The organism is Streptomyces gottesmaniae (assembly GCF_031845845.1).
Taxonomy (GTDB): Bacteria; Actinomycetota; Actinomycetes; order Streptomycetales; family Streptomycetaceae; genus Streptomyces; species Streptomyces akebiae.
In genome coordinates this window covers 1-24,873 of the sequence record NZ_JAVRFJ010000003.1, presented here as the reverse complement: position 1 = coordinate 24,873, position 24,873 = coordinate 1, and the positions used below count along the sequence as shown (strand labels likewise).

20 protein-coding genes and 1 pseudogene are annotated in these 24,873 nt (G+C 72.4%); 7 read left to right on the top strand and 14 right to left on the bottom strand.

The genetic code is table 11. From position 1 onward, the window contains the following. Nucleotides 1–621 (top strand): DsbA family oxidoreductase, encoded by a 621-nt coding sequence (locus RM704_RS04310; RefSeq protein ID WP_033529884.1) that lies wholly within the window; start codon nucleotides 1–3, stop codon nucleotides 619–621. A gap of 51 nt (nucleotides 622–672) precedes the next feature. Here the strand turns inward: RM704_RS04310 and RM704_RS04305 are convergent, their stop codons facing one another. From RM704_RS04305 to RM704_RS04280, 6 genes and pseudogenes are all read right to left on the bottom strand, one after another. Continuing rightward, on the bottom strand, nucleotides 673–1,341 hold the full coding sequence (locus RM704_RS04305; protein WP_033529885.1) for a response regulator transcription factor: 669 nt from the start codon (nucleotides 1,339–1,341) through the stop codon (nucleotides 673–675). A 698-nt stretch (nucleotides 1,342–2,039) separates the two neighbouring features. Further along, nucleotides 2,040–4,277 (bottom strand): annotated as a pseudogene (locus RM704_RS04300) (SWIM zinc finger family protein); the annotation flags it as partial. Between the two features lie 986 nt (nucleotides 4,278–5,263). Continuing rightward, on the bottom strand, nucleotides 5,264–8,101 hold the full coding sequence (locus tag RM704_RS04295; RefSeq protein WP_033529886.1) for an SCO1167/SCO6262 family helicase: 2,838 nt from the start codon (nucleotides 8,099–8,101) through the stop codon (nucleotides 5,264–5,266). Nucleotides 8,102–8,260: 159 nt separating this feature from the next. Further along, nucleotides 8,261–8,842 carry a hypothetical protein gene (locus tag RM704_RS04290; RefSeq protein WP_033529887.1) on the bottom strand — a complete coding sequence of 194 codons (582 nt, stop codon included), beginning with the start codon at nucleotides 8,840–8,842 and terminating at the stop codon, nucleotides 8,261–8,263. After that, on the bottom strand, nucleotides 8,839–9,984 hold the full coding sequence (locus RM704_RS04285; protein WP_033529888.1) for an ROK family glucokinase: 1,146 nt from the start codon (nucleotides 9,982–9,984) through the stop codon (nucleotides 8,839–8,841). Before RM704_RS04285 ends, RM704_RS04290 begins: the two co-directional genes overlap by 4 nt. 168 nt (nucleotides 9,985–10,152) lie before the next feature. Then, nucleotides 10,153–10,890, bottom strand: a complete 738-nt coding sequence (locus tag RM704_RS04280; protein WP_192829772.1) for a GntR family transcriptional regulator — start codon at nucleotides 10,888–10,890, stop codon at nucleotides 10,153–10,155. Between the two features lie 129 nt (nucleotides 10,891–11,019). Here RM704_RS04280 and RM704_RS04275 point away from each other — a divergent pair, with 129 nt between their 5' ends. Next, nucleotides 11,020–12,030, top strand: a complete 1,011-nt coding sequence (locus tag RM704_RS04275) for a Gfo/Idh/MocA family protein (protein WP_033529890.1) — start codon at nucleotides 11,020–11,022, stop codon at nucleotides 12,028–12,030. Nucleotides 12,031–12,165: 135 nt separating this feature from the next. Here the strand turns inward: RM704_RS04275 and RM704_RS04270 are convergent, their stop codons facing one another. Together RM704_RS04270 and RM704_RS04265 are read right to left on the bottom strand one after the other, a co-directional pair. Further along, a complete protein-coding gene (locus tag RM704_RS04270; protein WP_033529891.1) occupies nucleotides 12,166–13,356 on the bottom strand; it encodes a cytochrome P450 family protein in 1,191 nt (396 codons plus the stop codon). 35 nt (nucleotides 13,357–13,391) lie between these two features. Beyond that, entirely contained in the window at nucleotides 13,392–14,066 is a 675-nt protein-coding gene (locus RM704_RS04265; RefSeq protein ID WP_033529892.1) for a response regulator, read from the bottom strand. Between the two features lie 123 nt (nucleotides 14,067–14,189). Here RM704_RS04265 and RM704_RS04260 point away from each other — a divergent pair, with 123 nt between their 5' ends. Then, nucleotides 14,190–15,218 carry an aldo/keto reductase gene (locus RM704_RS04260; protein WP_033529893.1) on the top strand — a complete coding sequence of 343 codons (1,029 nt, stop codon included), beginning with the start codon at nucleotides 14,190–14,192 and terminating at the stop codon, nucleotides 15,216–15,218. 46 nt (nucleotides 15,219–15,264) lie between these two features. Here RM704_RS04260 and RM704_RS04255 read toward each other — a convergent pair whose 3' ends face one another. Together RM704_RS04255 and RM704_RS04250 are read right to left on the bottom strand one after the other, a co-directional pair. Then, the gene (locus tag RM704_RS04255) at nucleotides 15,265–16,110 is read right to left on the bottom strand and encodes a hypothetical protein (RefSeq protein ID WP_033529894.1); all 846 of its coding nucleotides are present in this window, start codon (nucleotides 16,108–16,110) and stop codon (nucleotides 15,265–15,267) included. A 250-nt stretch (nucleotides 16,111–16,360) separates the two neighbouring features. Continuing rightward, the gene (locus RM704_RS04250; RefSeq protein WP_033530034.1) at nucleotides 16,361–17,614 is read right to left on the bottom strand and encodes a sensor histidine kinase; all 1,254 of its coding nucleotides are present in this window, start codon (nucleotides 17,612–17,614) and stop codon (nucleotides 16,361–16,363) included. 178 nt (nucleotides 17,615–17,792) lie between these two features. Between RM704_RS04250 and RM704_RS04245 the strand changes: the two genes are divergently transcribed. Next, a complete protein-coding gene (locus RM704_RS04245) occupies nucleotides 17,793–17,996 on the top strand; it encodes a hypothetical protein (protein ID WP_033529895.1) in 204 nt (67 codons plus the stop codon). A 93-nt stretch (nucleotides 17,997–18,089) separates the two neighbouring features. Here RM704_RS04245 and RM704_RS04240 read toward each other — a convergent pair whose 3' ends face one another. After that, nucleotides 18,090–18,476 carry a guanyl-specific ribonuclease gene (locus RM704_RS04240; RefSeq protein WP_033529896.1) on the bottom strand — a complete coding sequence of 129 codons (387 nt, stop codon included), beginning with the start codon at nucleotides 18,474–18,476 and terminating at the stop codon, nucleotides 18,090–18,092. Nucleotides 18,477–18,628: 152 nt separating this feature from the next. Further along, nucleotides 18,629–19,255 carry a dihydrofolate reductase family protein gene (locus tag RM704_RS04235; RefSeq protein WP_033529897.1) on the bottom strand — a complete coding sequence of 209 codons (627 nt, stop codon included), beginning with the start codon at nucleotides 19,253–19,255 and terminating at the stop codon, nucleotides 18,629–18,631. 160 nt (nucleotides 19,256–19,415) lie between these two features. On the opposite strand from RM704_RS04235, the gene RM704_RS04230 reads away from it, so the two are divergent. After that, nucleotides 19,416–20,165 (top strand): SDR family oxidoreductase, encoded by a 750-nt coding sequence (locus tag RM704_RS04230; RefSeq protein ID WP_033529898.1) that lies wholly within the window; start codon nucleotides 19,416–19,418, stop codon nucleotides 20,163–20,165. Between the two features lie 117 nt (nucleotides 20,166–20,282). Here RM704_RS04230 and alc read toward each other — a convergent pair whose 3' ends face one another. Both alc and allB read right to left on the bottom strand, forming a co-directional pair. Beyond that, on the bottom strand, nucleotides 20,283–21,431 hold the full coding sequence (gene alc / locus RM704_RS04225; protein WP_033529899.1) for an allantoicase: 1,149 nt from the start codon (nucleotides 21,429–21,431) through the stop codon (nucleotides 20,283–20,285). 50 nt (nucleotides 21,432–21,481) lie between these two features. Then, complete coding sequence (gene allB / locus RM704_RS04220; protein WP_033529900.1) at nucleotides 21,482–22,819, bottom strand: allantoinase AllB; 1,338 nt, start codon at nucleotides 22,817–22,819, stop codon at nucleotides 21,482–21,484. Between the two features lie 273 nt (nucleotides 22,820–23,092). Here allB and RM704_RS04215 point away from each other — a divergent pair, with 273 nt between their 5' ends. Continuing rightward, nucleotides 23,093–23,896 (top strand): IclR family transcriptional regulator, encoded by an 804-nt coding sequence (locus RM704_RS04215; RefSeq protein ID WP_033529901.1) that lies wholly within the window; start codon nucleotides 23,093–23,095, stop codon nucleotides 23,894–23,896. 206 nt (nucleotides 23,897–24,102) lie between these two features. Then, entirely contained in the window at nucleotides 24,103–24,696 is a 594-nt protein-coding gene (locus RM704_RS04210; RefSeq protein WP_033529902.1) for a peptidase inhibitor family I36 protein, read from the top strand. Nucleotides 24,697–24,873: the final 177 nt, after the last annotated feature.

Genomic DNA, 24,873 nt, shown 5'->3' with positions numbered 1-24,873 from the left:
ATGCGCGTCGAGGTGTACTTCGACATCCTGTGCCCCTGGTGCTACATCGGGAAGCGACGACTGACGACGGCCCTCGCGGACCGGGGCGACGTGGAGGTCGTCTGGCGCAGTCTGGAACTCGACCCCGACGGCAGCGCCGTGGCCGGTCCGACCGCGGCGGAAGTGATCGCCCAGTACCAGAGCAGCCCGGAGCGGGCAGCCGCTCGCGTGGAGCACATCCAGGCTCTCGGGGCGGCGGAGGGGCTGGAACTGAACCTCCACAAGGCGCGGCCGGTCAACTCCTTCGACGCCCATCGGCTGGTGCGTCTGGGCGCCTCCCACGACCTGGCCGACCAGACCCTCGAAGCGTTGCTGCACGGCTATCACACCGAAGGCCTCGACATCGCCGCCCCCGACGTCCTCGCGGCGCTCGGCGTCTCGGCGGGCCTCGATCCCACCGAGGTCCGCCGGACGCTGGCCGGAGACGCGTTCACCCAGCACGTGCGCGCCGATGAGCGCAGTGCCGTCGAGCGCGGGATCCGAGGCGTGCCCACACTCGTCACCGGCGAAGGTCCACCGGTCTCCCTCATCCAGGATCCCGCTGTCCTCGCCGGCCTGCTGGAGGGCACGCCACGAGCCTGAAGGCGCCGCCCGACACCGGCTGTCCACGACCGGTGCGGGGCGTCGGTCCGGTCAGTTCGGCCGGAACCGGAAGCCCACGCCTCGCACCGTGATGATCCAGTCGGGGTCGCGCAGTTTGCCGCGCAGAGAACTGACATGCGTGTCGATGGTCCGGCTGGCCTGCGCACCCAACTCGACCTGCGAAGGGTGGCCCCACACGTCGACCATCAGCCGCTGCCGGGAGACCACCACATCGGGCCGACTGGCGAGATAGTGCAGCAGGTCGAATTCCCTGCGAGTCGCCTCGACGAGTTTCCCGTCGAGCCTGACTTCCCGGGCATCGCTGTCGATCAATAGTCCACCACGGACGACTGCGGCCATCCGTCGCGTTCTACTTCTTCGCATGACAGCATCGATTCGAGCCATCAGCTCACGAAAGACATAAGGGCGGTCGAGACAGTCGTCAGAGCCCGCTTGGAGCCCTAGAATTTTATCGACCGCAGCCGACCGGTCGGTGAAGGATATGATGGGTGTATCGCTCGCGGATCGTATACGTCGGCAAACTTCAAGACCGTCCATATCAGACAGACCCAAATCGAGAAGTACCAGATCGACACTCGGGTGCTCGGCGAGCGCTTCCGCTCCCGATCTGACGGCCGTGATGTCGTGGCCGTGTCGCTGCAACCCTTTGACCAGCGACTTCGATTCCTCTTCCTGATCTTCGACCACTAGGACACGCATCCCAGTTCCCCCTTCGAATCCCTCTTCGGCCGGTCACGCGAAGAGGAACAGTAAGCGCTTCCACGGCAGGCAGAAACGATCCCCAGCCGGTTAGTCAGAAGCTTAACAAAGCCTGCGTGGCCGCTCCACGGAACTTGAGCAAAATTTGCCCGGAAGTAGCTGCAAAGAAGCTTGGCCCCGCCGTCTTTTATCGCGGATTCGGGATGGTTCACGCCATATCGGAGTGCGAATCAAGCCCTTTTCGGACCGCAACTTCCGTTCCTTTAGACACCCGAAAACCTGAGGTGCTGAAGAGCCGCACCATGCCCGCGCCTGTACTTCCCCAAACCATGGTCGCCCATTAACGGGAGCCCTGCGGCAGGATCTCGCCACGCTCGTCGCGCCCCGCCGCCTCGGCTCGGCGGAGCCGACGGCGGCCGATTCAGCCACGGACGCGTCCTCGCGGACGGCGACGGGTGGCGGCACGCCGGCGGACCGTGCGGCCGACCCCGGGACGACGCGCACTGGCGCAGCGACGAGCACGGGACTCGCGCAGCCGGCACCCCCCGCTTCGCCCACCCGCTTTCCGGTCTCCGTCCCGGTGCGCATCGACCGTACGACCGCAGGCGGGAGGCGGGGTGCCGGAGCGCCGGAGTGCCGGGGAGGGCAACGGTGCCCTCGCCGGACACTGCCCGCCGTGGTACGACGGGCGCTCCTCGTCAGTCGTCGGGGGTGCCCAGGCCGGTCAGGGCGCCCACCGGGTCGAGGTCCGGGGTGCCTCTCGGCCACCAGTCGTCGCGGCCCGGTTCGGACTCGTACGCGTACCACAGGCCGTCGTGGCCGAGGCGGAGTTGCATATGGCCGTGGGGATGGGTGAGGTGGTTGCGCCAGGGGCGGAAGGCCGGGAGGTCCGCGGCGAGCAGCAGGGGGCGGGCGCGGTCGAAGCGGCCGGCCGGCGGGTCCCAGGGTTCCTCCAGGACCGCCAGCCCTTCCAAGCCCCCCTGGCGCCAGGCGGCGACCGCGCGGGCCAGGTCGGCCGGGGTGCGACCGGTGGCCGCGGCGAGTGAGGAGTAGAGGGCGCGGGTGGTGGCGGTGAGACCGGAGCCGGGGCGTGCGGCGGCGAGTCGCACCGCGTCCTGCCACAGCGTCAGTTCGGCTACCGGGTCTCGTCCCGTGGTGAGCAACGCGTGCGCGCGAGCCGCCGCGTCGGTCGCCAACTGGTCCAACGCGAACGGGTCGGGGCCCCCGGGCGCGCCCGGGTAGACCGGCGGCTGTTCCGGGTGCGGCGGCGGGGGCGCCGGAGCGGGCAACGGCGGGAGGGTGCGCGGCGCGAGGGCGTCACGGGCCCGCACACCCGGAAGCGGCGCGGGCTCCTGCTCCAGCGCGGCGCGCGCCGCACGGGCCGCGTTCCGCCGCGACAACGCGTCGAGCAGCTCCCGCTCACCCCGGCCCCGCAGCAGCAACAGCACGAAGGGGTCCTCGTCCAGCAGCCGCGCCGTCTGGTAGCAGAGCGCCGCCGCGTGCTTGCAGGGGTGCCCGAAGTCGGGGCAGCTGCACCGGGGTTCGAGCTCCCCCGCGCCGGGCAGCAGGCTCACGCCCCCGCCGGCTCCGGGTCGGTGGCCCGGCCCTGCCAGGGTGTGGGGCAGCTCCTTGTCCAGCAACGCGGCGATGTGGCCCGGTTGTTCCGCCGCCGCGTCCAGGAAGCGGTCCCATTCGGCGTCGTCCAGCGTCCGCAGGCGCAGCTGCACCCGGTACGGCCGGGGCCTGCTGCCGTGCACATACGCCAGCACCAGCCCCGGCGTGACGGTGATCGCGTCGACGTTCCCCTTGTCGGCGTACGCCCGTCCGCGCGCCAGCCGTGCCGCGTCCAACGCGCCCTCTTCCAACGCCGTCACCCACGCGTTGCCCCACCAACTCTCCGCGAACGCCTCCCCGGCGGAGGCTCGCGGCGCGAACGGGCGGAAGGTGCGCCGCAGTTCACCGTCCCGAGAGGGCGCGGCCATCGTGCGGGGGACGCGGGGCGTGGTGGGGGCGTCCGGAAGGTGTGCTGCGGAGGAGGCGGGGTCCTGGCGTGGGGTGCCGGGCAGGTCGGGTCCGGATCCCGGTTCCGGGTCGGCCTGGGCGGCCTGGGCGGCCTGGGCACGTGACGCGCGGTCGCCGGGCGTGTTCGCGTGAGACGGCGACGGCTCACCGGCCTGCTCGTCCCACCCGGTGTCGGTGTACGGCTCCACGGCGGAGGTCTCCCCGAGTTCGGGCTCCTCGGCCGGCAACTCGAACGCACCCGCGAGCAGTTCGCGTAGGTCGCGCGCCCGGTTGCGTAGGGGCCGGTCTCCGGCGGCGTCTCCCGAGCGGCGCTCCTCGTGGGCCCCTCCGGCGGCCCGGCGGCGCGGGGCGTCCCCCGGGGCCCGGCGTCCCGTCGCCTCGCCACCCTCGCCACCCTCGCCGCTGGCAGCGCTGCCAGCGCTGAATGGCGTTTCCCGCTCGGTCCGCAGCCGGGCCGACGACGGGGCGCCCCGCCGCCCAGTCCGGCCGCCCCTGCCCGCACCCCCGGCACGGGTGCCTGCTGCCTCCGCCTCGGCCCGGGCCCGCTCAGCGGCATCGCGCGCCGCCCGCAAGGCCTCCCTGGCGACGTCACCGGGCCGCCCGCCGACCCTGCTCGCCCCACCGGGCCGCCCCTCCGACGTGACACCCTCACCGGAAGGCGAGGCGTCCCTGCTCGCGCCACCCGGGCGAGCCTCCGAGGCGACACCCTCCCCCGGACGCACAGGGTCCCCGCTCGCCTCACCCGGACGAGCCTTCGAAGCAACGCCCTCCGCTGAACGAGCGCCGGAAGCACTCGCCGCCCCGGCGTGAGCACCAGAGGTACTCGCTGCACCGGAAGGCGCATCCGACGCGTGGGCCCCACCGGAGCGAGCGCTGGACGTATCTGCCGCGCCGGAGCGACCGTCCGACGCGTCGGACGGTCGCGTGTGAGCGCCGGAGACATCTGCCTCGGACGCTCGCGCGTGAGCGCCGGAGACATCTGCCTCGGACGCACGTGCGTGAGCGCCGGAGGCATCTGCCGCGCCGGCGTGAAAGCCCGAGGGAGTGCCCGCGCCGGAACGAGAACCAGAGGCAGTGCCCGTGCCGGAGCGAAGACCCGAAGCAGCAGCCTCACCAAAGTGCGCACCCGAAGCAGCAGCCTCACCGAAGTGCGCACCCGAGGCACTGGCCGCCCCCGGGCCACCCCTCGGCGTATCCTCCGAACCGGGGTGTGCGCCGACGACACGTGCCGCCCCGGACTCAGCGCCGGACGTACCGCCCCCCTCACCGGCGGTGAGAGCGTCCGACGGGCGCCCCCGCGCCGCAGCGTCCTCGGCTGCCCGTGCCCCGGAAGCGCTGCGTGCGCCCGCCTCGGCCTCGGCCGCGCCCGCCCCCGCCGTCCCGGCGGCGCCCCGCTCCCCCGTCGGCTCTTGCTCCTCCTCCTGACCCGCCGACCTCGCCCGGGCCTCCGCGGCCCTCCGCAGGGCCTCCCGTGCCACGTCTCCAGGGCGGGCGGCGGACTGCGCTGCCGCCCGGACCCCGGCCGCCCTTTTCGGCCCGGCCGCAGCGGTACCCGACACGGAGCCCGAGCCCCGACGCTCACCGGCCTCCGCCCCATGGCCGTCACGGTCGCGTGCCGCCCGCAACGCCCGGCGAGCCGCGTCGGCGGGTCGGGCCCCGGCGCCGGACGCGGGCCCGCCCGCACCCGACGTCCCTTCCGCGTCCGCCTCGTCGGACGGCCCGGCCCCGCCGGTCTCCGCCGGAACACCCCCCGCCCCCTCGGGCTCCTCCACCGCAGGCTCTCCGGCTTTCGGCGCCGTCGGTACCGCCTCCGCTCCCGCAGACTCGCCCGACACAGCCTTCACCTCGGCCTCGTCCCCGGTCCACGCCCGCGCACCGCCCGGCGTCCCCGCGCCCCCGCTCATGTCGACCTCCGCAGCGAGACCAGGTCGGTCAGTTCGCGGTCGGTCAGTTCCGTGAGGGCCGCCTCGCCGGAGCCGAGGATGGCGTCGGAGAGGGCGCGCTTGGATTCCAGCATCTCGGCGATGCGGTCCTCGATGGTGCCCTCGGTGATCAGACGGTGGACCTGGACGGGCTGGGTCTGGCCGATGCGGTAGGCGCGGTCGGTGGCCTGCTCCTCGACGGCGGGGTTCCACCAGCGGTCGAAGTGGACGACATGGCCCGCGCGGGTCAGGTTCAGACCGGTTCCGGCGGCCTTGAGGGACAGGACCAGGACCGGTGTCGCTCCGCTCTGGAAGCGGTCCACCATGTGTTCGCGCTCCTTGACCGGCGTACCGCCGTGGAGCAGTTCGACCGGGACCGCGCGGGCGGCGAGATGGGCGGTGATCAGCCGGGCCATGCCGACATACTGGGTGAAGACCAGCGCCGAGCCGTCCTCGGCGAGCAGCGTGTCCAACAGTTCGTCCAGCAGGGCCAGTTTGCCGGAGCGGGCGGCGAGTCGGTCCGCGGCGGCCTGGCCCACCTCCTCCTTGAGATAGAGCGCCGGGTGGTCGCAGATCTGCTTCAGGGCGCCGAGGAGCTTCAGGACGAGGCCCCGGCGGGCGATGCCCTCCGCCGTCTCGATGGCGAGCAGCGACTCGCGGACGACGGCCTCGTACAGGGCGGCCTGCTCGCGGGTGAGGGGGACGGGGTGGTCCGTCTCGGTCTTGGGCGGGAGTTCGGGCACGATGCCCGGGTCCGACTTCTTGCGGCGGAGGAGGAAGGGGCGGACCAGACGGGCGAGACGGGTGACCGCCTCCTGGTCCTCTCCGTTCTCCACGGCGCGGGCGTGCCGGGCCCGGAAGGACTTGAGCGGGCCGAGGAGCCCGGGGGTCGTCCAGTCGAGAAGCGCCCAGAGCTCGGAGAGGTTGTTCTCGACGGGGGTGCCGGTGAGGGCCACGCGTGCGGGCGTCGGGATCGTGCGCAGGGCCTTCGCGGTCGCCGAGTAGGGGTTCTTGACGTGCTGGGCCTCGTCGGCGACGACCATGCCCCAGTGCTGGGCGGCCAGGTGCGGGGCGGCCGAGCGCATGGTGCCGTAGGTGGTGAGGACGAAGCCGCCGCCGAGGTCGTCCAGGGAGCGGTCGGTGCCGTGGAAGCGGCGGACGGGGACGCCGGGGGCGAAACGGGTGATCTCCCGCTGCCAGTTGCCCAGCAGGGAGGCGGGGCAGACGACCAGCGTGGGTTCCGTGCGGTCCCGGCGCAGATGCAGGGCGATGACCGTGATCGTCTTGCCGAGGCCCATGTCGTCGGCGAGGCAGCCGCCGAGGCCGAGGGAGGTCATGAGGTCCAGCCAGGCCAGGCCCCGGAGTTGGTAGTCGCGGAGGGTGGCCGAGAGGCCCGGCGGCGGCTCGACCGGGCCGAGGCCGGCCGTCAGGCGGTCGCGGAGAGCCGCCAGTGCCCCGACCGGCACCGCTTCCACCACCTCGCCGTCGACCTCCGCCTGGCCGGTGAGGGCCACGGAGAGGGCGTCCACCGGGTCGAGGAGGCCCAGTTCGCGTTTGCGGGCCTTGCGGACGAGGGCCGGGTCGACGAGGACCCACTGGTCGCGCAGGCGGACGATCGGGCGGTGGGCCTCGGCGAGGGTGTCCATCTCGGTCTCGGTGAGCGGGTCGCCGCCGAGCGCCAACTGCCAGCGGAACCGCAGCAGTTCCTCACTCTCGAAGAAGCCGGTGCCGTCCGTGGCGGAGCCGGGCGCGGGGCGCACCTCGGCGCGGGCACTGAGGTCGTGGGCCAGGTCCCGGGGCCAGTGCACCGCGACGCCGGCCGCGCCGAGCCGGGTCGCGGCGACGCCCAGCAGGTCGGACAGTTCGTCCTCGGAGAGGGCGAGGACGTCGGGGACGTCCTGTTCGGAGAGGCGGTCCAGGGGCGGCCAGACACGGGCGGCGCGGCGGACGGCGAGGGCGGCGTCCACGCGCGCTCGGGGCCCGAAGGCCGCGTCCGCGTCGCCCGCCCACAGCGCCGCCGCGTCGACGACGAGGGTGGGGTCGGCGAGGCTGTGCACCTGGACGACGGCCGCGCCCGCCCGGGGGGCCCGTTCGGCGTCGTCGAAGAGGTCGTACGCCGACAGGTCCAGGCGCAGGGAGATCCGTACGCCCGCGTCCATGCCCGCGGCGACCTCGGCGGCCCAGTCGCGCGCGTGGGGCAGCCGCTGTCCGGCGTACGCCGCGAACGGTTTCCCGGAGACGTACGGCGCCGCCGGGCCGCGCGGGAGCGTGTCGGCGACCGCGTCCAGGAAGGACCGCATCAGGGCTTCCGGCTCGGGCAGCCGGAGCGGTCCCTTGCCGGGCAGCGGCACGGCATGGCCCTCGTACGGCAGGGCCGCCGCGATGGCTCTGAGGTGGGCGATGTCGTCCGGATCCAGGGGGCCCGCCCGCCACGCGTCGTACCCGTCGGCGGTCAGTCCGGGCAGCAGCCGCCCCCGGGCGATCAGGCGCACCGCGTGCAGCGCGGCCGCGCCCCAGCAGGCCGTGGCGGGGTGGGCGGCGGGGTCGCGGCGGGCCCGGGTGAGCAGGGGAAGGGCCTCGCCGACCGGCAGGCACCGGGCGGGGACGGTGCCCCTGCGGGCACCGGAGCCGTGGGGCCGTACGACGGTGAGGTCCTCCACGGCGCCCGGCGGCGGCTCCGCGCCCGCCGGGTCCCAGAAGGCGAACCTGCCGTGCCGGGGCAGCGGGGCGGGAAGGAACACGGCGGGCAGCCGGACGGGGACCTGCGTCCGCGCGGGGACGTCCGTGTCCGCCTCGGGAACAGCCGTGTCCCACATGCGTCCGGTCACCTCCCGTCCCCCGTCGGATGAGCCGTCTCCGGTCCGGCTCCGATCGCCGCCTTCGACTCGATCAGTTGTCTCCGACTCTACGGGCGGGGTCTGACAATCGGCCGCGGCGAGCGGGCGAAGGTCTGTCCACGTCGGTGTCCGGGCAGGTCAGGGCACGGTTCGCGACACCACGTACACCATCGGATGGTCCGGGTTGGACCGGTTCACGACGATGTCGTGGGTGGGCGCGGGGTTCTTCTGGTCGTTGACGAGGCCGTACCAGGGGCCGGGGCCGGTGAAGTCCCAGCCGACGATCCCCCGGTCGCGGGAGTTGATCGCGGCCCTGTCCTCGACCAGGTCGCCCGTGCCGGCGCCGATCTGGTTGAGGAAGCTCTCCAGGCCCTCGTTGCTCGTATAGAACTGCACGTAGAGGCGGCTGGTCTTCCAGTTGTTCGTCTCGTAGTACGCGACGTGCTTGGAGTACGGCGGGATCGGCACCTGGTAGAGGCGTTGCTGGACCCGGGAGGGCCAGTGGGCGGTGAGGCCGGTCGCCGAGTACTTCTTCTCCTTGTCCTTGCCGCTGTCGCGGCTCTGGTTGGCGGAGATCACCAGATAGCCGGCCGGAACGCCGATGAGCAGCACGATGATCGCCAGCGTGATCGCCCGGCGGCGGATCATGTGGCGGCGGTCCTCGGCGGGCCGCTCCGGTTCCTCGGGGGAAGAGCCCTGGTGGGGCACCGCGGCGGTCACGCGGTGTCCTGGGTGGTGCGACGGGCCTCCACGTACCGCGCGTAGCGCTCGTACCGCTCGACCCGGCGCCGGTTGGCGCGGCGGAAGCGGCGGGCGACGAGTCTGGCGAGGTCGGCGGCGCCCACCATGCCGGCCTCGGGCCCGAGCTGGGCGCGCGCGATGCGGGCCTCGGGGCGGTAGCCGCGTCCGGTGAGGTGGCGGCGGAAGGCGTCCCGGGCGGGGCCGATCAGCAGGTCGTCGGCGGCCGAGACGCCGCCGCCGATCACGAAGCACGACGGGTCGAGGGCGGCGGCCAGGTTGGCGATGCCGACGCCGAGCCACTGGCCGATGTCCTGGAGCAGTTCGATGCACATCGCGTCGCCCTCGCGGGCCAGCTCGGTGATCATCGGGCCGGTGATGTCGGCGATGTTGCCCTTGACGTGCTCGATGATCCCGTACGCCACCGGGGAGTCGGCCGCCGCGAGTTCGCGGGCCTCTCTGACCAGGGCGTTCCCCGAGCTGTACTGCTCCCAGCAGCCGCGGTTGCCGCACGGGCAGCGGTGGCCGCCGGGCACGACCTGCATATGGCCGAACTCGCCCGCGACGCCGAACTTGCCGCGCTTGACCTGGCCGTCCTCCAGGATCGCCCCGCCGATGCCGGTACCGAGCGTGATCATGACCAGGTGGTCCTCGTCACGGCCGGCGCCGAAGCGCCACTCGGCCCAGGCGGCGGCGTTGGCGTCGTTGTCGACCAGGACGGGCACCGCGAGCCGGCCGGCCAGACGGTCGCGCAGGGGTTCGTTGCGCCAGGACAGGTGCGGCGCGAACAGTACGCGGTTGCGCTCCGCGTCCACCCAGCCGGCGGCGCCGATGCCGACGGCGTGCACGTCGTGCCGGTCCGAGAGGTCCAGGACCAGTTCCGTGATGGTGTCCTCGACGACCTGGGGGCTCTTCGACTTGTCCGGGGTCTCGGTGCGGAGCTTCTCCAGGATGTTGCCGTCGGCGTCCACGACGCCCGCCATCACCTTCGTGCCGCCGATGTCGATGCCGACGGTGGGGACGCGGGGCGCCGTCAGATGGGAGCGGCGTTCGCGCGTTCCCACGGTTCGCAGGACGGTGGCCCGCGCGGAGCCGCGGTGGGTGAAGTCGCGGTAAGTGCTCATCGGGCCGATTCTGCCTTAGCGCTCCGCTTGGTGCGGCGTGGGGGCCGGGGGTGCCATGGGTTGTTTTTCGGGTGCGGGTCCGGTGGGGGCTGGTCGCGCAGTTCCCCGCGCCCCCGGAAAGCGGGGGCTGCGCCCCCGGGCTTTCCAGGAGCGCGGCACGGAGATCTCCTATGCCCTCACCAGGAGCTGGAAGTCGAACGAATAGCGGGAGGCGCGGTAGATGTGGGTGCCGTACTCGACCGCCCTGCCCGTGTCGTCGAAGGTGGTGCGCTGCATGGTGAGCAGCGGGGCGTTCTCCGGTTCTCCCAGGCGGTCGGCCTCGTCCGGGGTCGCCGTTCTCGCGCCGATGGTCTGGCGGGCGCTGTGGAGGGTGATGCCGGCGGTCCGCATGAGGCGGTAGAGGCCGGTGGCTTCGAGTTGCGGGGTGTCGAGGTCGAGCAGGTCGGTGGGGAGGTAGTTGCAGAGGTAGGCCATGGGTTCGCCGTGGGCCAGACGGAGTCGCTCGATGCGGTGGACTTCGCTGCCCTCGGCGACGGCCAGGGCGGCGGCGACCTCGGCGGAGGCGGTGACGGTGGCGTTGACCAGGACCCGGGTGGCCGGGCGCTGGCCGGCGGCCTCCAGGTCGTCGTAGAGGCTGCTGAGTTCCAGGGGGCGTTTGACCTGGCTGTGGACGACCTGGGTGCCCACGCCGCGGCGGCGTACGAGCAGGCCCTTGTCGACCAGGGACTGGATGGCCTGGCGGACGGTCGGGCGGGACAGGCCCAGGCGGGCGGCCAGCTCGATCTCGTTGCCCAGCAGACTGCCCGGGGTCAGCTCGCCGTGCTCGATCGCGGCCTCCAGCTGCTGGGACAGCTGGAAGTAGAGCGGGACCGGGCTGCTGCGGTCGACGCTGAGCTGGAGCGACACGGTCGGATCCACTTCTGGTTTCGGCACGGGCCGAGCGTAGCCCCGGTGCTGGGAGACGGGAAGCCGCGTAGTTCGGTTGTCCGGACAAACCATTGACACGGCGGCAGGTACGCCCCCACTTTGTTTCCCATGCGCATCGGACTCATCGGGGCGGGTCGTATCGGGACGTTCCACGCGACCACCCTCAGCCGCCACCGTGATGTCGGCTCTCTGATCATCACCGACGTCGACCCTGCTCGGGCCCATGACCTCGCGGATCGCCTCGGCGAGACGGCGGCGCCGGGCGTGGACGAGATCTTCACCTGGGGCGTGGACGCCGTGGTGATAACGGCCGCGACGTCCGCCCACGGCGAACTGATCGGTCGGGCAGCCCGCTCGGGCCTGCCGGTCTTCTGCGAGAAACCCGTCGCGGTGGACCTGCCGGGCACGTTAGGCGCGCTGGCCGAGGTCGACGCGGCCGGGACGGTGCTGCAGATGGGTTTCCAGCGGCGATTCGACTCGGGCTATGTCACGGCGCGGGAGGCGGTCCGGGCGGGCCGGCTCGGGCGGCTGCACACCGTACGGGCGCTGACGGCCGATCAGACGCCGCCGCCGGCCGGATACCTGCCGATCTCGGGAGGCATCTACCGGGACACCCTGATCCACGACTTCGACATCGTGCGGTGGGTGACCGGGCGCGAGGTCGCGTCCGTGTACGCCACCGGGTCGGACGCCGGGCATCCGATGTTCCGGGAGGCGCGCGATTTCGACACGGCGGCGGCGCTGCTCACCCTGGAGGACGGCACGCTCGTGACGGCCACCGCGGCGCGGGTGAACGGCGCCGGGTACGACGTACGGCTGGAGCTGGCCGGGGAGCTGGACACGGTGGTGGTCGGTCTGGACGACCGTACGCCGGTCGCGTCCACGGAGCCGAGCGGGCCGCCGCCGGCGGACAAGCCGTGGACCGGCTTCCTGGAGCGGTTCGCCGCCGCGTACGAGGCCGAGATCGCCGCGTTCGTCGAGGTGGTGCGCGGCGAGCGGGCGAACCCGTGCGACGGCCGCGAGGCGCTGCAGGCGCTGCGCGTGGCCGAGGCGTGCGAGCTGTCCCGGCTGGAGCACCGTCCGGTCAACCTGGGCGAGATCCCGGGCGGCCGGGAGTAGGTGTTCAGTCGCGGCTGCGGCCCCCTGAAGGGCGGAAGGCCCCTTCAGGGGCGCGGGTTCAGGGGCGCGGGGAACCGCGCGAGAAGCCCCACTCGGCCGCACAGGGCACAGGGGCGGCGTGGGCGAGAAGACGTCTCACCACCGCAGTGGCAGACTCCGCACCCCTCGTATCAGCATGCCCGGCAGCCACTCCCCCGGCGGACCGTCCGACGCGAGATCCGGGCAGCGCCGCAGCAGGGACCGGAGGGCGACACCGGCCTCCAGACGCGCGAGGGGCGCGCCCAGGCAGAAGTGGATGCCATGGCCGAAGGCGAGGTGGCCTCGGGTGTCACGGTGGATGTCGAAGCGGTCGGGGTCGGGATAGCGGGCACCGTCGCGGTCGGCGGCGGACAGGCCGATCAGCACCGAGTCGCCCGCCGGGATGACCGTGCCGCCTATCTCCAGCGCCTCGGCGGCGAATCGGAACGTCGCGTTCTCCACGGGGCCCTCGTGGCGCAGGGTCTCCTCCACGACCGCGTCCACGAGGCTCATGTCGGCCCGTACCTCGACGAGTTGCCCGGGGTGGGTGAGGAGCGCGTGGACGGCGCCGGTGATGAGGTTGACGGTGGTCTCGTGGCCGGCGATCAGCAGGATGTAGGCCATGCCGCGCAGCTCGGCGGGTGACAGGCGGTCGCCGTCCTCGTCGGTCGTCCGGATCAGCGCGCTCAGCAGGTCGTCGGCGGGCGGCGAGCATCGCTTGTCCTCGACCAACTCCTCCAGGTAGGCGGCGAGTTGGACGAAGGTCGCGTGCTCGCTCTCCCCACTGGTGGGTGCCACCGCCTCCGTCGACAGCTTGCGGAAGGCCGCACGGTCGAACTCGGGTACGCCGAGCAGTTCGCAGATGACGGTGAGGGGCAGCGGGTACGCGAACGACTCGACCAGGTCGGCGCGGCCGCGCGGCACCATCTCGTCCAGCAGCGAGTCGGTGATCTCCTGGATCCTCGGCCGCAGCCGCTCGACGCGTCGCCCGGTGAACTCCCGGGTGATCAGTCCGCGCAACCGGGTGTGCTGGGGCGGGTCGGCGGCCAGCAGGTACTTGCCGATCAGCTCCTCGTCGAGGAACGTCACGCCGACCTTCGAGCCGTCCTTCGACAGCCGGGGGTCGGCGAGCGCCGCCCGCGCCTCCTCGTGTCCGACGACGAGCCAGACCTCGTGGTGCGCGTCGTGCTGGGGCAGCCGGACCCGGTGGACGGGGCCGCGCGCCCGCAGTTCGGCGTAGACGGGATGGGGGTTCTCGGTGAACCCCGGTCCGTACTCCCCGAGATCGATCACATGCTCATCGCCCATGACTCCCCCTTCACCCGTCCAACGCCCCGAGTCGCTCACGAGTGCCCGTCGTCCTCCAGCAACCCCGCGTCATAGGTCAACAGGGCGATCTGCACACGGTTGTTGAGGCCGAGCTTGGCGAGGACGCGGGAGACATGGGTCTTGACGGTGGCGACACTCATGAAGAGTTCGGCGGCGATCTCGGCGTTGGAGGCGCCGCGGCCGACGGCGACGGCCACCTCGCGTTCCCGGTCGTTGAGGGCGGCGACCCGGGAACGGGCGGTGGTGCGGCGGGTGTCGGCGGCGCTGCCCGCGGCGTGCGCCATGAGCTGGCGGGTGACGGCGGGCGAGAGCACGGGGTCGCCGGCCGCGACCCGCCGTACCGCCTCGACGATCTCGGCGGGCGAGGTGTCCTTGAGGACGAAGCCGGCCGCGCCGGCCCGCAGGGCCCGCAGCACCTGGTCGTCGGCGTGGAAGGTGGTGAGGACGACGACCTCGGGCGCGTCCGGGCGGGCCCGGAGCCGTTCGGTGGCGGCGAGACCGTCGACGGTCGGCATCCGGATGTCCATGAGGACGACGTCGGGGCGCGTACGGTCGACGAGGGCCTCCACCTCGTGGCCGTCGGCGCCCTCGCCCACGATCTCGATGTCGTCGGCGCCGCCCAGCATGAGGGAGAGGCCGGTACGCACGAGGGGATCGTCGTCGACGAGGAGCAGTCGGATCGCGGTCATCGGCCCACCGTTCGGATGTCGGTCATGGAGCACTACCGTAGGGCGCTTCGCCCGGACCGCCGCGTCGCCGCGGCCGACCCGTTAGTGTCGGCCGGTACGGCATTCAACTGACGGAGGTTTCGGGTGCGTTACCGACTCCTGGGCCGCACGGGGCTGCGTGTCTCCGAGCTGTTCCTGGGCGCCATGACGTTCGGGGAGCAGGGCGGGGTGGGGGCGCCCGCGCAGGAGTGCGCGCGGATCCTCGACGTGTACGCGGAGGCCGGCGGCAATGTGATCGACACGGCGGTCAACTACCGGGGCGGGGAGAGCGAGCGGATCGTCGGCGAGCTGCTCAAGGGGCGGCGCGACCGGTTCGTGCTGTCCACCAAGTACACCGTGTCCCGGGACGGTGCCGACCCCAACGCCGCGGGCAACCACCGCAAGAACCTCGCGCTGTCGCTGGAGACGAGTCTGCGGCGCCTCGGGACGGACTACATCGACCTCTACTGGGTGCACATCTGGGACCGCAACACCCCGGTCGAGGAGACGATGCGCGCCCTCGACGACGCCGTACGGTCCGGGAAGGTGCTGTACGTCGGCATCTCGGACGCCCCGGCGTGGGTGGTGGCGCGCGCCAACACCCTGGCCGAATGGCGCGGTTGGTCGCCGCTGTCGGCCCTGCAGGTGCCCTACAGCCTGCTCAACCGGGACATCGAGCGGGAGCTGCTGCCGATGGCGGAGGCGTTCGGCATGTCGGTCGCGGCGTGGAGCCCGCTGCAGAACGGCGTGCTGTCGGGCAAGTACACCCGCCCGGGCGGGGTGGCGCCGGGCACCGCGACCCGGCTGTCCGCGGAGGCGATCGGCGCGCGCGAGCGCGCGGTGGCGGAGGCCGTGCAGAGCGCCGCGGACGAACTCGGCGCCACCCCGGCCCAGGTGGCGATCGCCTGGACCATGGCCCACTCCCCCGCCGTGCACCCTGTGCTGGGTGCCCGCCGCGTCGAACAGCTGATGGACAACCTGGGCGCCGCCCGGCTGGTCCTCCCGGAGGAGATCCTGGCCCGGCTGGAGGAGACCACCGACTTCCGCCTGGGCTTCCCCGGGGACTTCATCGACGAGGCGTCGGCGTGGGTGTACGGGTCGGTGGGGCAGCGCGTGGTGCCGCGTACGGCCTGACCGGGGCCGGGCCGGGGCGGGCCGGGTGCCAGGCCGGGGGCGTCCGTCAGGCGCGCAGCCGTACGCCGTGGCGGACGCGCAGCCGGTGAATCTCCCACCACGCGACGGCCGTGACCGAGGCCGGGCCGCCGACGAGGGCGGCGAGCTGGACCAGGGGCGGGCCCGGCGGCAGTCCGCCGACGGCCAGGTTGATGGCGGAGAACTCCCACACCAGGGCGCCGGTGAGCAGCGCGGGGAGCGCGGGGTGCACATCGACGGTGTTGAAGGCGCTGCGTACGGCGGGCCCGGTGGCGAAGACGATGAAGAGCAGCACCCAGAGCAGGGGGACGAGCAGGGCGAGGGGCGCCCACAGGCTCATGTCCCTCTCCAGATGGGTGCGTGTGTAGTAGACCGCCCCGCCGAGGAGCGGGACCGCCGTGAAGGCGCCGACGTACCACAGGGCTGATTTCCCGGAGGTGCGCAGGGGGGCGCGCATGGCCCGGCGCGCGTCCGGTGACGACCAGCGGAACAGCGCCGCGACGACCACCGGCGCGCTCAGGAGCAGCAGCCAGGGGGTGACGGTCAGCCGCATCATGAACTGCTGCTGCGCCTGGTCGACGTCCTCGGGCTTGCCGTAGACCGCCAGGATCAGCAGCGACATGAGGGTGGCCGTCCAGGCGCGCCTGCGCTGTACCCGCGTCACGTCGTCGTCCAGGGGGCGGTGGCGGGAGCGGGAGGGGAAGATCCGCCGGGCCGGGCGGCGGGCCGAGCGGGCCAGTGGGTAGCCCACCAGCAGACCGACCACCATCGGCCACGCGCACATCGCGGCCATCGCCCAGAGGCAGCCGTGCAGCCGGAGCCCGCTGAGGAACTCCCTGAGCGGCGGCCATTCGTCCTCCCGCATCCGCCGCACGAGGGTGGGTGGCGGGACATAGGGGGGCGGCGGCCCGTAGGGGGAATACGGCGGGACGCGCGGGGGCTGCGGCGGGTACGGTCCTCCGTCCGGTGGCGGCCAGGGTGGCTGATACGGATCGCGTCCCCCGAAACTCACTCCGCTGTCCCCTCCCGAGACGCGCCAGGCGTTCTTCAACTGGCCATCATGGGGGACGAGATGGCGGGGCGCACGCCGATATCGGTGTTCCGGTCGAAGGCGGTGCCCGGGGTCAGTCCCAGGGCAGCCAGGCCCGCACCGCGAAGCCGCCGCCCTCTTCGGGGCCGTGGTCCAGGCGACCCCCGGCCAGCGTGGCGCGTTCGGTGAGGCCGATGAGGCCCTGGCCGGAGCCGGGTACCGGCGGGACCTCTCCCGGGGGCGCGGGATTGCGTACGCGGACGGTGAGTCCGTCGCCCGGGGCGCCCGTGACGGTGACGGTGACCTCGGCGCCGGGGGCGTGCTTGCGGGCGTTGGTCAGGCACTCCTGGGCGATGCGGTAGACGGTGCGGCCGACGGAGGTCGGGACGGCGGCGCGGTCGGTGACGTGCTGGTCGAGGACGACCTTCATCCCGGCCTCGCGGCACTCGGAGACGAGGGTGTCGAGCGCTGCCAGGGTCGGCTGGGGGCGCCCCGCGTCCTCGGGCTCGCCCGCCCGGAGCACCCCGATGATCTCCCGCAGGTCCTGCAGCGCCTCGTGGGCGCTCTCCCGGATGACGCCCGCCGCGCGGACGATCTCGGCCCGTGGTGCGTCGGGCCGGAACTCCAGTGCGCCCGCGTGCACGCTCAGCAGTGTCAGCCGATGCGCCAGGACGTCGTGCATCTCCCGTGCGATGGCCTCCCGGGCGAGCCGTTGCGCCTGTTCGGCGCGGAGGGCCGCCTCGGTCTCGGCGCGTCGGGCGCGGTCGCGGAAGCTCAGCATGAGCTGCCGTTTGGAGCGCACGAACATGCCCCAGCCGACGGTCGCGGCGGTGAGGAGCACGGCGGCGAAGAGTGCCCAGGGGTAGGAGATGTCGGGGTCGGGGCGCAGCCAGAAGAACAGCGGGGTCAGCAGGAGGGACGCGCCGCCGATCCAGGCCACGTACCGGAAGGGCCGGTGCACGGTGAGGGTGAAGAAGGCGACCAGGCCGGCGCCGCCCGCGGTGGTCGACACGAAGCAGACGGGGACCATCGCCACGGCGAGGCCGACCGGCCGGCGTCTGCGCAGCCAGACGGCGGCGCAGGCGAGCGCGCCCAGCACCTGGTCGACGACGGCGAGGGTCTGCGGCAGGTCCGGCTCGTTCCTGACGGTGTCCACGCCCAGGAGGCCGATGAGCACGGCCAGCAGGAAGCAGGTGAAGTCGACGGCCCAGTCCCGTGCGGTGCGCCGGGGCGGCCGTCCGGGGCGGCCGTTCCCGGAGTCGTCGTCGGAGTCGAGGAGGGCCGACGGCAGGAGCCAGCTCCGCCCCGGGAAGGTCGGGGACTCCGGTACCGGCTTGTCAGCACTCACGGTCGACAAATCTATGCAGAGCCGGCCGCCGCCACCTCCCTCCGGCGGGAATCGCGACCAAAGTCGTGGCGCCGTCGACCTTCGGCTGCCCGCCGCGCGACGGATCGGTACTCCCGTCGCACGGCCCTCGCCCCGCGGCCGATGAACGCGCGAGGACCACCCGGCGAGGATCCTCACCATGAAGCAGCTGTTGGAGTTTCTCGGGTTCATCGCCCTGCTGCAGGGCACCGGCGGTCTGGTGTACGAACTCACCGGCAAGCTGAAGTGGGGGGTGACGCAGCGGTGGAGCGCCCTGGACGGCTACGAGATCTACGCGAGCATCGCGCTGGTCGTGCTGGCGATCGCCCTGTTCGCGGCGGCGGAGAGCCGTAGGTCCGGGTGACCGTCCCGGGAGCGTCCGCAACGGCCGGCACCCGCCCGGCCGACCGTCCGGTGGGGGGAGGACGGTCGGTCGGGCGGGTGCGGCCCGCCCTGGTCAGCAGTCGTGGTCGACCAGGTCGAAGGACGCGTAGTGGTCGGCGGTGTAGTAGTCCTCCTCGTAGTCCTGGCCGGTGACGATGCGGCGGGCGCCGCGGGTGGAGGAGCCGGGGGTCTTCACCGTGTACTCGTGGTAGTAGCCGGTGGACCGCGTCGGCAGGATGCGCTCCCGGTTCTGGAAGACGCTGCCGTCCTGCGTGTACGGGTAGGGGCCGCCCCGCGCGATCAGGTCGAGCGTGGTGTGCGCCTGCGACGGCAGGTCGCTGTAGCAGATGCTGCCGACCGCCGCGGCCGCCGGGGTGGCGGTGACGGTGCCGCCGATGAGAAGGGCGGACAGCAGGGCGGCCGCCGCTCCGATGCGTGGTGCTCGTGGGGGGAATCTCATGGCCACATGATGACGCGCGTAGACGGTGACATGTCAATGACAAGTTCCATGATTTTCCGGGCACGTCCGGTAAGTTTTCCGGGAGTTAACCGGAGTCGGCGGGGCTGCCCGCGAATCTTCACAGCGTCGACCGCGGGCGGGCCCGCCGCAGGTCAGGCGTCCGCCGGGAGTTCGTACGAGCCGTACTCGGGCCGCCCCACCCGGTCGTAGCTCTGGATCGAGACGCCGGTGCTCGTGATGCTGCCCCCGGCATGGCGGAACGCGGTCGGCAGGGCGCCCTCGGCGAACAGTCGGCGGCCGGATCCGAGGACGACGGGGAACGTCAGCAGGTGCACGGTGTCGACCAGGTCGAGTGCGAACAGCGACTGGGCGAGACGTCCACTGCCGTGGACCTGGACCTCGCCGTCGGTGGCCTCCTTGAGCGCGGTGACCTCCTTGGCGAGGTCGCCGGCGAGCACGGTCGTACCGTGCCATTCCGGGTGGGTGACGGTGTTCGACACGAGGTACTTGGGCAGGGAGTTGAGCTTCGCCGCGACCGGATCGCCCGGGTCGGTGACCCTCGGCCAGTGGGCGGCGAAGATCTCGTACGTCCGGCGGCCCAGCAGGAAGGCGCCGACGCGGCCGAAGACCCCGTCGACGAACCGTCCGAAGTCCTCGTCCCCGAACGGCACGCTCCAGCCTCCGTGCTCGAAGCCGTCGCTGCGGTCCTCGTCGGGGCCGCCGGGGGCCTGGTGGACGCCGTCGAGGGTGACGAACGAGGTGAGGGTGAGCTTGCCCATGGCGGTACCTGCTTTCGTACGGGTCTCTTGTCATCAGGGCAGACCCTGCCGGGGGCCGCAACTCATCGGTGGGACGGGACATCGGGGCCGTGGGGGACCCGGAGAGGTCGGCGTCGTTTCACCGCGAGCTTCCGGAGCGGGTGGGCGGTGGGATGAGGGCATGACATTTTCGAACAGTGACTTGAGCGGCAAGGTCGCCCTCGTGACCGGTGGCAGTCGTGGCATCGGGGCCGCCACGGCGGTACGGCTGGCCCGGGGAGGCGCGGACGTGGCCGTCACCTATGTGCGCGGCAAGGAGGGGGCGGAGGAGGTCGTAGGGACCGTGCGGGCGCTCGGGCGGCGGGCGGTGGCCCTGCGGGCGGACTCGGGTGATCCCGAGGAGGCGGCGGGCGCGGTCGGACTGGCGGCCGAGGCGCTGGGCGGGCGGCTGGACGTGCTTGTGAACAACGCCGGTGTGGGAGTGCTGGGGCCGCTGGAGAGCCTGCCGCTCGCCGAGGTGGACCGGGTGCTGGCCGTGAATGTGCGGGGTGTCTTCCTGGCGTCCCAGGCCGCCGCGGCCCGGATGGAGAGCGGCGGCCGGATCATCACGGTGGGGACGTGTCTGACGCAGCGGGTGCCGGGGCCCGGCGGGACGCTCTACGCCATGAGCAAGTCGGCGCTGGTCGGGCTGACCAAGGCGCTGGCCAGGGAGTTGGGCGCACGGGGGATCACGGCGAACGTGGTGCACCCGGGGCCGACGGACACGGACATGAACCCGGCGGACGGGCCGTACGCCGCGGGGCAGGCGGAACTGACCGCGTTGGGGAGGTTCGGCACGGCCGCGGAGGTGGCGTCCACGGTGGCGTATCTGGCGGGGGCGGACTACGTGACCGGGGCGGAGTTCGTCGTGGACGGGGGGCACGCGGCCTGAGGGGTGCCCTTCACCCCCGGCGGTCGTCCGGGGGTGAAGGGGTGGCTCGCGTGGATGCGTACCTGACGGGGCGTCGGGGCCGGTCGCACGGTTCCCCGCGTCCCTGAAGAACCCTGGCTAGCCGCCCAGTTCCTGGTGGCGGGTCGACAAGTGGGTGCTGCCCTGTTCCGTCAGGGAGCCGAAGAGGCGGAGGCGGGAGATGCCGCCGTCGGGGTAGATGTCGACGCGGGCGTGGGTGGCCACGACCGGGGCCGGGAGGACGAAGCGGTGGTTGGTGTCGGGCTGGAGGCGGGTGCGGGGGAGGACTTCCGTCCACCCTCCGTCCCCTCCGTCCCCGCCGTCCTCCGCGTCCTTCACCGAGACCGTGGCCCAGCCGGCCGCGTTGCCCTTGAGGTACGCCGTGTCGATCTCCAGGGCGCGGATCTCGCACTGGGCGGCCAGGCGGTAGCGGATCCAGTCGTTGCCCTGGTCGCGGCGGCGCCGTGTCTCCCAGCACTCGTGCATCACCCGGGCGCGGCCGGGCTGGATGGTGTTGGTGGCCGGTGAGTAGAAGAGGTTGGAGGCGTCCTCGGCCCGGCCGCCGTTCTCCAGGGCGACCACGTCGAAGGTGCCGAGGGCGGCCAGCCAGGCCGGGTCCGGCACGACCTCGCCGTGCACCCGGAGGCGGGCGATCCCGCCGTCGGGGTGCTGGTTCAGGCGGAGGTGGGTGAAGCGCTGCTCGACGGAGACCGCGAAGCCGTTGGCGGCGTGCCCGCCGACCGGCGTGCGCGGGACGAGCGTCGTCCACTTCACGTCGTCGGCGAGCAGTTCCTCCGGCGACGGGGAACCGGCCACGCGGGCGCCCTCGACGGACACCGCCTGCGGGTAGTTGCCGCGGAAGTGGGCCGTGTCGACGACGATCCCCCGGATCACGCCGGGCGCGCCGAGGCGGATCAGCGCCCAGTCGTGGTCCTCGGCCGTCGGCCAGGGGTGATCGGCCGAGGCACCCCGGCGGCGGCGTGTCTCCCAGCCGTCCATGACCTTGCCCTTGTGCCCGAAGTGCTCGGGGTCGAACTCGGCGCGCTCGGGCACCAGCAGGTTCTCACGGTGGGCGAAGAACTCGTCGTTGGCGGCGATCACACCGGCGCCGAGCCTGCGGTCGGCGAGGTCGGCGTACCGGGTGAAGGGGAAGTCGGCGGTGCGGTAGTCCGCGTACGGGTCGCCGCCGACGTAGGGCTTCGCGTCGCCGGTGAAGCCGGCGGGCGGGAAGTGGTGCTGCGCCGTCACGATGATCAGGTCTGCCTTTCGGTTGTCCGGCCGCCGCGGGTGCGCGGTGATCAGGGGATGCGGGTGAGGAGTTGTCCCTTCGGTGCGGTGAACTCGCCGTCCGCGACGATGCGTCGGCCGCGCAGCCAGGTGGACCGGACCACGCCGTACAGGGTCTTCCCGGCGTACGCGGTGACGTGGTTGCGGTGCTGGAGTGCGGCCGGGTCGACGGTGAAGGTCTCGTCGGGGGCGAGGACGGCGAAGTCGGCGTCGCGGCCCGGCTCGATGGCCCCCTTCCGGTCCAGCCCGACGAGGGCCGCCGTGCGGGTGGACATCCAGCGGACCACGTCCTCCAGGCCGTGGCCGCGCCCGCGGGCCTCCGTCCAGACGGCCGCGAGGCTCAGTTGCAGGCCGGAGATGCCGCCCCAGGCGGTGGCGAAGTCGTCGGTCTTGAGGTCGGCGGTCGACGGGGAGTGGTCGGTGACCACACAGTCGATCGTGCCGTCCGCGAGAGCCTGCCACAGGAAGTCCTGGTTGGCGGACTCCCGGATGGGCGGGCAGCACTTGAACTCGCTCGCCCCGTCCGGGACTTCCTCGGCGGTGAGGGTGAGGTAGTGCGGGCAGGTCTCGACGGTGATCCGTACGCCCTCCCGCTTGGCCTCGGCGATCAGCGGGAGGGCGTCGCTGGAGGAGAGGTGGAGCACGTGGACGCGCGCGTCGAACCGCCGGGCCTGGGCCACGAGGGCCGCGATGGCGGTGTCCTCGGCGTCACGCGGGCGGGAGGCGAGGAAGTCGGCGTACCTGGGGCCGCCCTGCCGGGGAGCCGCGTCGAGGTGGTGGGGGTCCTCGGCGTGCACGATCAGCAGTCCGCCGAAGCCCGCGATCTCGGCCAGGGAGCGGGCGAGGCCGTCCTGGTCGAGGTGCGGGAACTCGTCGACACCGGACGGCGACAGGAACGCCTTGAAGCCGAAGACCCCGCTGTCGTGCAGCGGCCTCAGGTCCTTGACGTTGTCGGGCAGGGCGCCGCCCCAGAATCCGACGTCGACGTGGGCCTTGTCGGCGGCGACCTCGCGCTTCGTGCGGAGGTGGTCGACCGTGGTGGTCGGCGGGAGGGAGTTGAGGGGCATGTCGACGAGGGTGGTGATGCCTCCGGCCGCCGCCGCGCGGGTCGCGGTCCAGAAGCCCTCCCAGTGGGTGCGCCCGGGGTCGTTCACGTGGACGTGGGTGTCGACGAGGCCGGGCAGCAGGACGTCGTCGCCGAGGTCCTCCAGGCGCGCGCCGGACGGTACGGCCGCGTCGTACGGGAGGACGGCCGTGATCCGGCCGTCGGCGACGGCGACCGCGGCGGGGCGCGATCCGTCGGGGGTGATGACGCGCGTCGAGCGCAACACCAGTTCAGCCTCGGACACCGGGACCCCTCTCGCCGTACCGCTCTTCACTTCCGCGTAACGGTATTTACTTCCACGTAACGGAATTCAACGTTCTGTTGAAGGAGTTTTCACCCCTCCTCCCACTCCGTCAAGAGCACACCCTCCACTCTGCCTCCCGCGCGCCCGTCCTGGATGTTTTCACAAGACGGAATTATTATTCCACCCAGCAGAACGTAGTGACGTACGAGCGAGTAGTCAACGAACCGCCCGGTAGGCTGCGACCTCGCCCGCCATCTCGAAAGGACCGCGCCCGTGCCGACGTCCAGCGCCAGCGCCCACATGACCGACTCCGCCAAGTCGTCCTCCGGTGGTGTCCAGTCCCTCGAGCGCGCCTTCGACCTGCTGGAGCGGATGGCGGACGCCGGCGGCGAGGTGGGGCTCAGCGAGCTGTCCGTGAGCAGCGGGCTGCCCCTGCCGACCATCCACCGGCTGATGCGGACCCTGGTCGTCTGCGGCTACGTACGCCAGCAGTCCAACCGGCGCTACGCCCTCGGCCCGCGCCTGATCCGCCTCGGCGAGTCCGCGTCCCGGCTGCTCGGCACCTGGGCGCGCCCGTACCTCGCGCGACTCGTCGAGGAGACCGGCGAGACGGCGAACATGGCCCTGCTGGACGGCGACGAGATCGTCTACGTCGCCCAGGTGCCGTCCAAGCACTCGATGCGGATGTTCACCGAGGTGGGCCGCCGCGTACTCCCCCACTCCACCGGCGTCGGCAAGGCGCTCCTGGCCGATTTCCCGGCCGACGAGGTGCGCGCGCTGCTGGCCCGTACGGGCATGCCGGCCGCCACGGACAAGACGATCACCACACCCGAGGGCTTCCTGAGCGCCCTGGCGGACGTCCGCCGCCTCGGGTACGCCGTCGACGACAACGAGCAGGAGATCGGCGTCCGCTGCCTCGCCGTCTCCGTCCCGAACTCCCCCACCGCCGCGGCCATTTCGATCTCCGGCCCGGCCGGGCGCGTCACCGAGGCGGCGACCGAGCGGATCGTGCCGGTGCTGCAGCACGTGGCGGTGGAACTGTCGGAGGCCCTCGCGAGTTCGGGCACGGGCGGCTGACGCACCGGACGAACTCGCGAAATCGATCGAGGGAATTACCGCCCCCCAGGCAGAGGGAAAGTCCAGTCCATTCCCCCAATGATCGATCGTGACATGTTTCAGTCAATCAACAGCCGGAAATACCCTGCCTCGCCATCATTGGATCAATTAGCGTTTCCTGCGCTCGGGAATTCCCGGAGCTTCGTGACCGAAGGGAAACAGATCCCATGCGCACGAGAACCAAGATCGGCGTCACCATCGCCGCCGGCGCCCTGGCCGCGCTCGGAATGGCGGCACCGTCCGCCGCGTCGACCGAACTCCAGCGCACCATCGCCACCCAGGCCCAGCAAGCGGATCTGAGCAGGAGCGAAGTCGCCGATCTGCAACGGCAGATCGACAAACAGATGGCCCTCACCCCCGGCGGCGAGCAGATCGGCGTCAACCAGGTCTCCTGGCGGGACGGCAAGGCCGTGATGACCTTCCCCCTGCCCGGCGAGAAGAAGGCCCGGGCCGTCAACGAGCCCATGGGCACGCTCGGCACACCCAACTGCAGCTACCTGTGGACGTGCCTCTACCAGCACTCCAACTTCGACGGGCGCCGCCTGACCTGGTCGGACTGCGACTTCCAGAACCTCGCCGACTGGGGCTTCAACGACCAGACGACGTCCTGGCACAACAACCAGAGCCGTGGGACCCAGACCCACGTGTACAACTGGACGGGCTCGTCCTGGGCCCTGCTGTGGACGTCCACGGCTCCGTCGTCCAGCTCCAACGTCGGCAGCGCCAACAATGACAAGGCCGACGGCCTCTGGGTGTGCTGACCGGCGCACCGACCGCCGGCCCGTTCGCCGACTTCCGGACGAAATGATCCGGCGTTTCCTTCCTCATCGGCCCGAGTATTTCTGTCCCCGCACACCGCGACTTCTGGTGCGGACTTGAGGAAATGGAATTCGGGTCGACGAGGGGCGGAATTCATGGGGTGGGGGGGCGGCGGGGCC

What these genes read in the sequence shown, in the direction of transcription:
- RM704_RS04245 (WP_033529895.1), top strand. Translation starts at nt 17,793, where the DNA reads ATGAAGCAGCTGTTGGAGTTTCTCGGGTTCATCGCCCTGCTGCAGGGC.
- RM704_RS04240 (WP_033529896.1), bottom strand. Translation starts at nt 18,476, where the DNA reads ATGAGATTCCCCCCACGAGCACCACGCATCGGAGCGGCGGCCGCCCTG.
- RM704_RS04285 (WP_033529888.1), bottom strand. Translation starts at nt 9,984, where the DNA reads ATGAGCACTTACCGCGACTTCACCCACCGCGGCTCCGCGCGGGCCACC.
- RM704_RS04270 (WP_033529891.1), bottom strand. Translation starts at nt 13,356, where the DNA reads ATGGGCGATGAGCATGTGATCGATCTCGGGGAGTACGGACCGGGGTTC.
- RM704_RS04210 (WP_033529902.1), top strand. Translation starts at nt 24,103, where the DNA reads ATGCGCACGAGAACCAAGATCGGCGTCACCATCGCCGCCGGCGCCCTG.
- RM704_RS04305 (WP_033529885.1), bottom strand. Translation starts at nt 1,341, where the DNA reads ATGCGTGTCCTAGTGGTCGAAGATCAGGAAGAGGAATCGAAGTCGCTG.
- RM704_RS04235 (WP_033529897.1), bottom strand. Translation starts at nt 19,255, where the DNA reads ATGGGCAAGCTCACCCTCACCTCGTTCGTCACCCTCGACGGCGTCCAC.
- RM704_RS04230 (WP_033529898.1), top strand. Translation starts at nt 19,416, where the DNA reads ATGACATTTTCGAACAGTGACTTGAGCGGCAAGGTCGCCCTCGTGACC.
- RM704_RS04310 (WP_033529884.1), top strand. Translation starts at nt 1, where the DNA reads ATGCGCGTCGAGGTGTACTTCGACATCCTGTGCCCCTGGTGCTACATC.
- RM704_RS04295 (WP_033529886.1), bottom strand. Translation starts at nt 8,101, where the DNA reads ATGTGGGACACGGCTGTTCCCGAGGCGGACACGGACGTCCCCGCGCGG.
- RM704_RS04275 (WP_033529890.1), top strand. Translation starts at nt 11,020, where the DNA reads ATGCGCATCGGACTCATCGGGGCGGGTCGTATCGGGACGTTCCACGCG.
- RM704_RS04265 (WP_033529892.1), bottom strand. Translation starts at nt 14,066, where the DNA reads ATGACCGCGATCCGACTGCTCCTCGTCGACGACGATCCCCTCGTGCGT.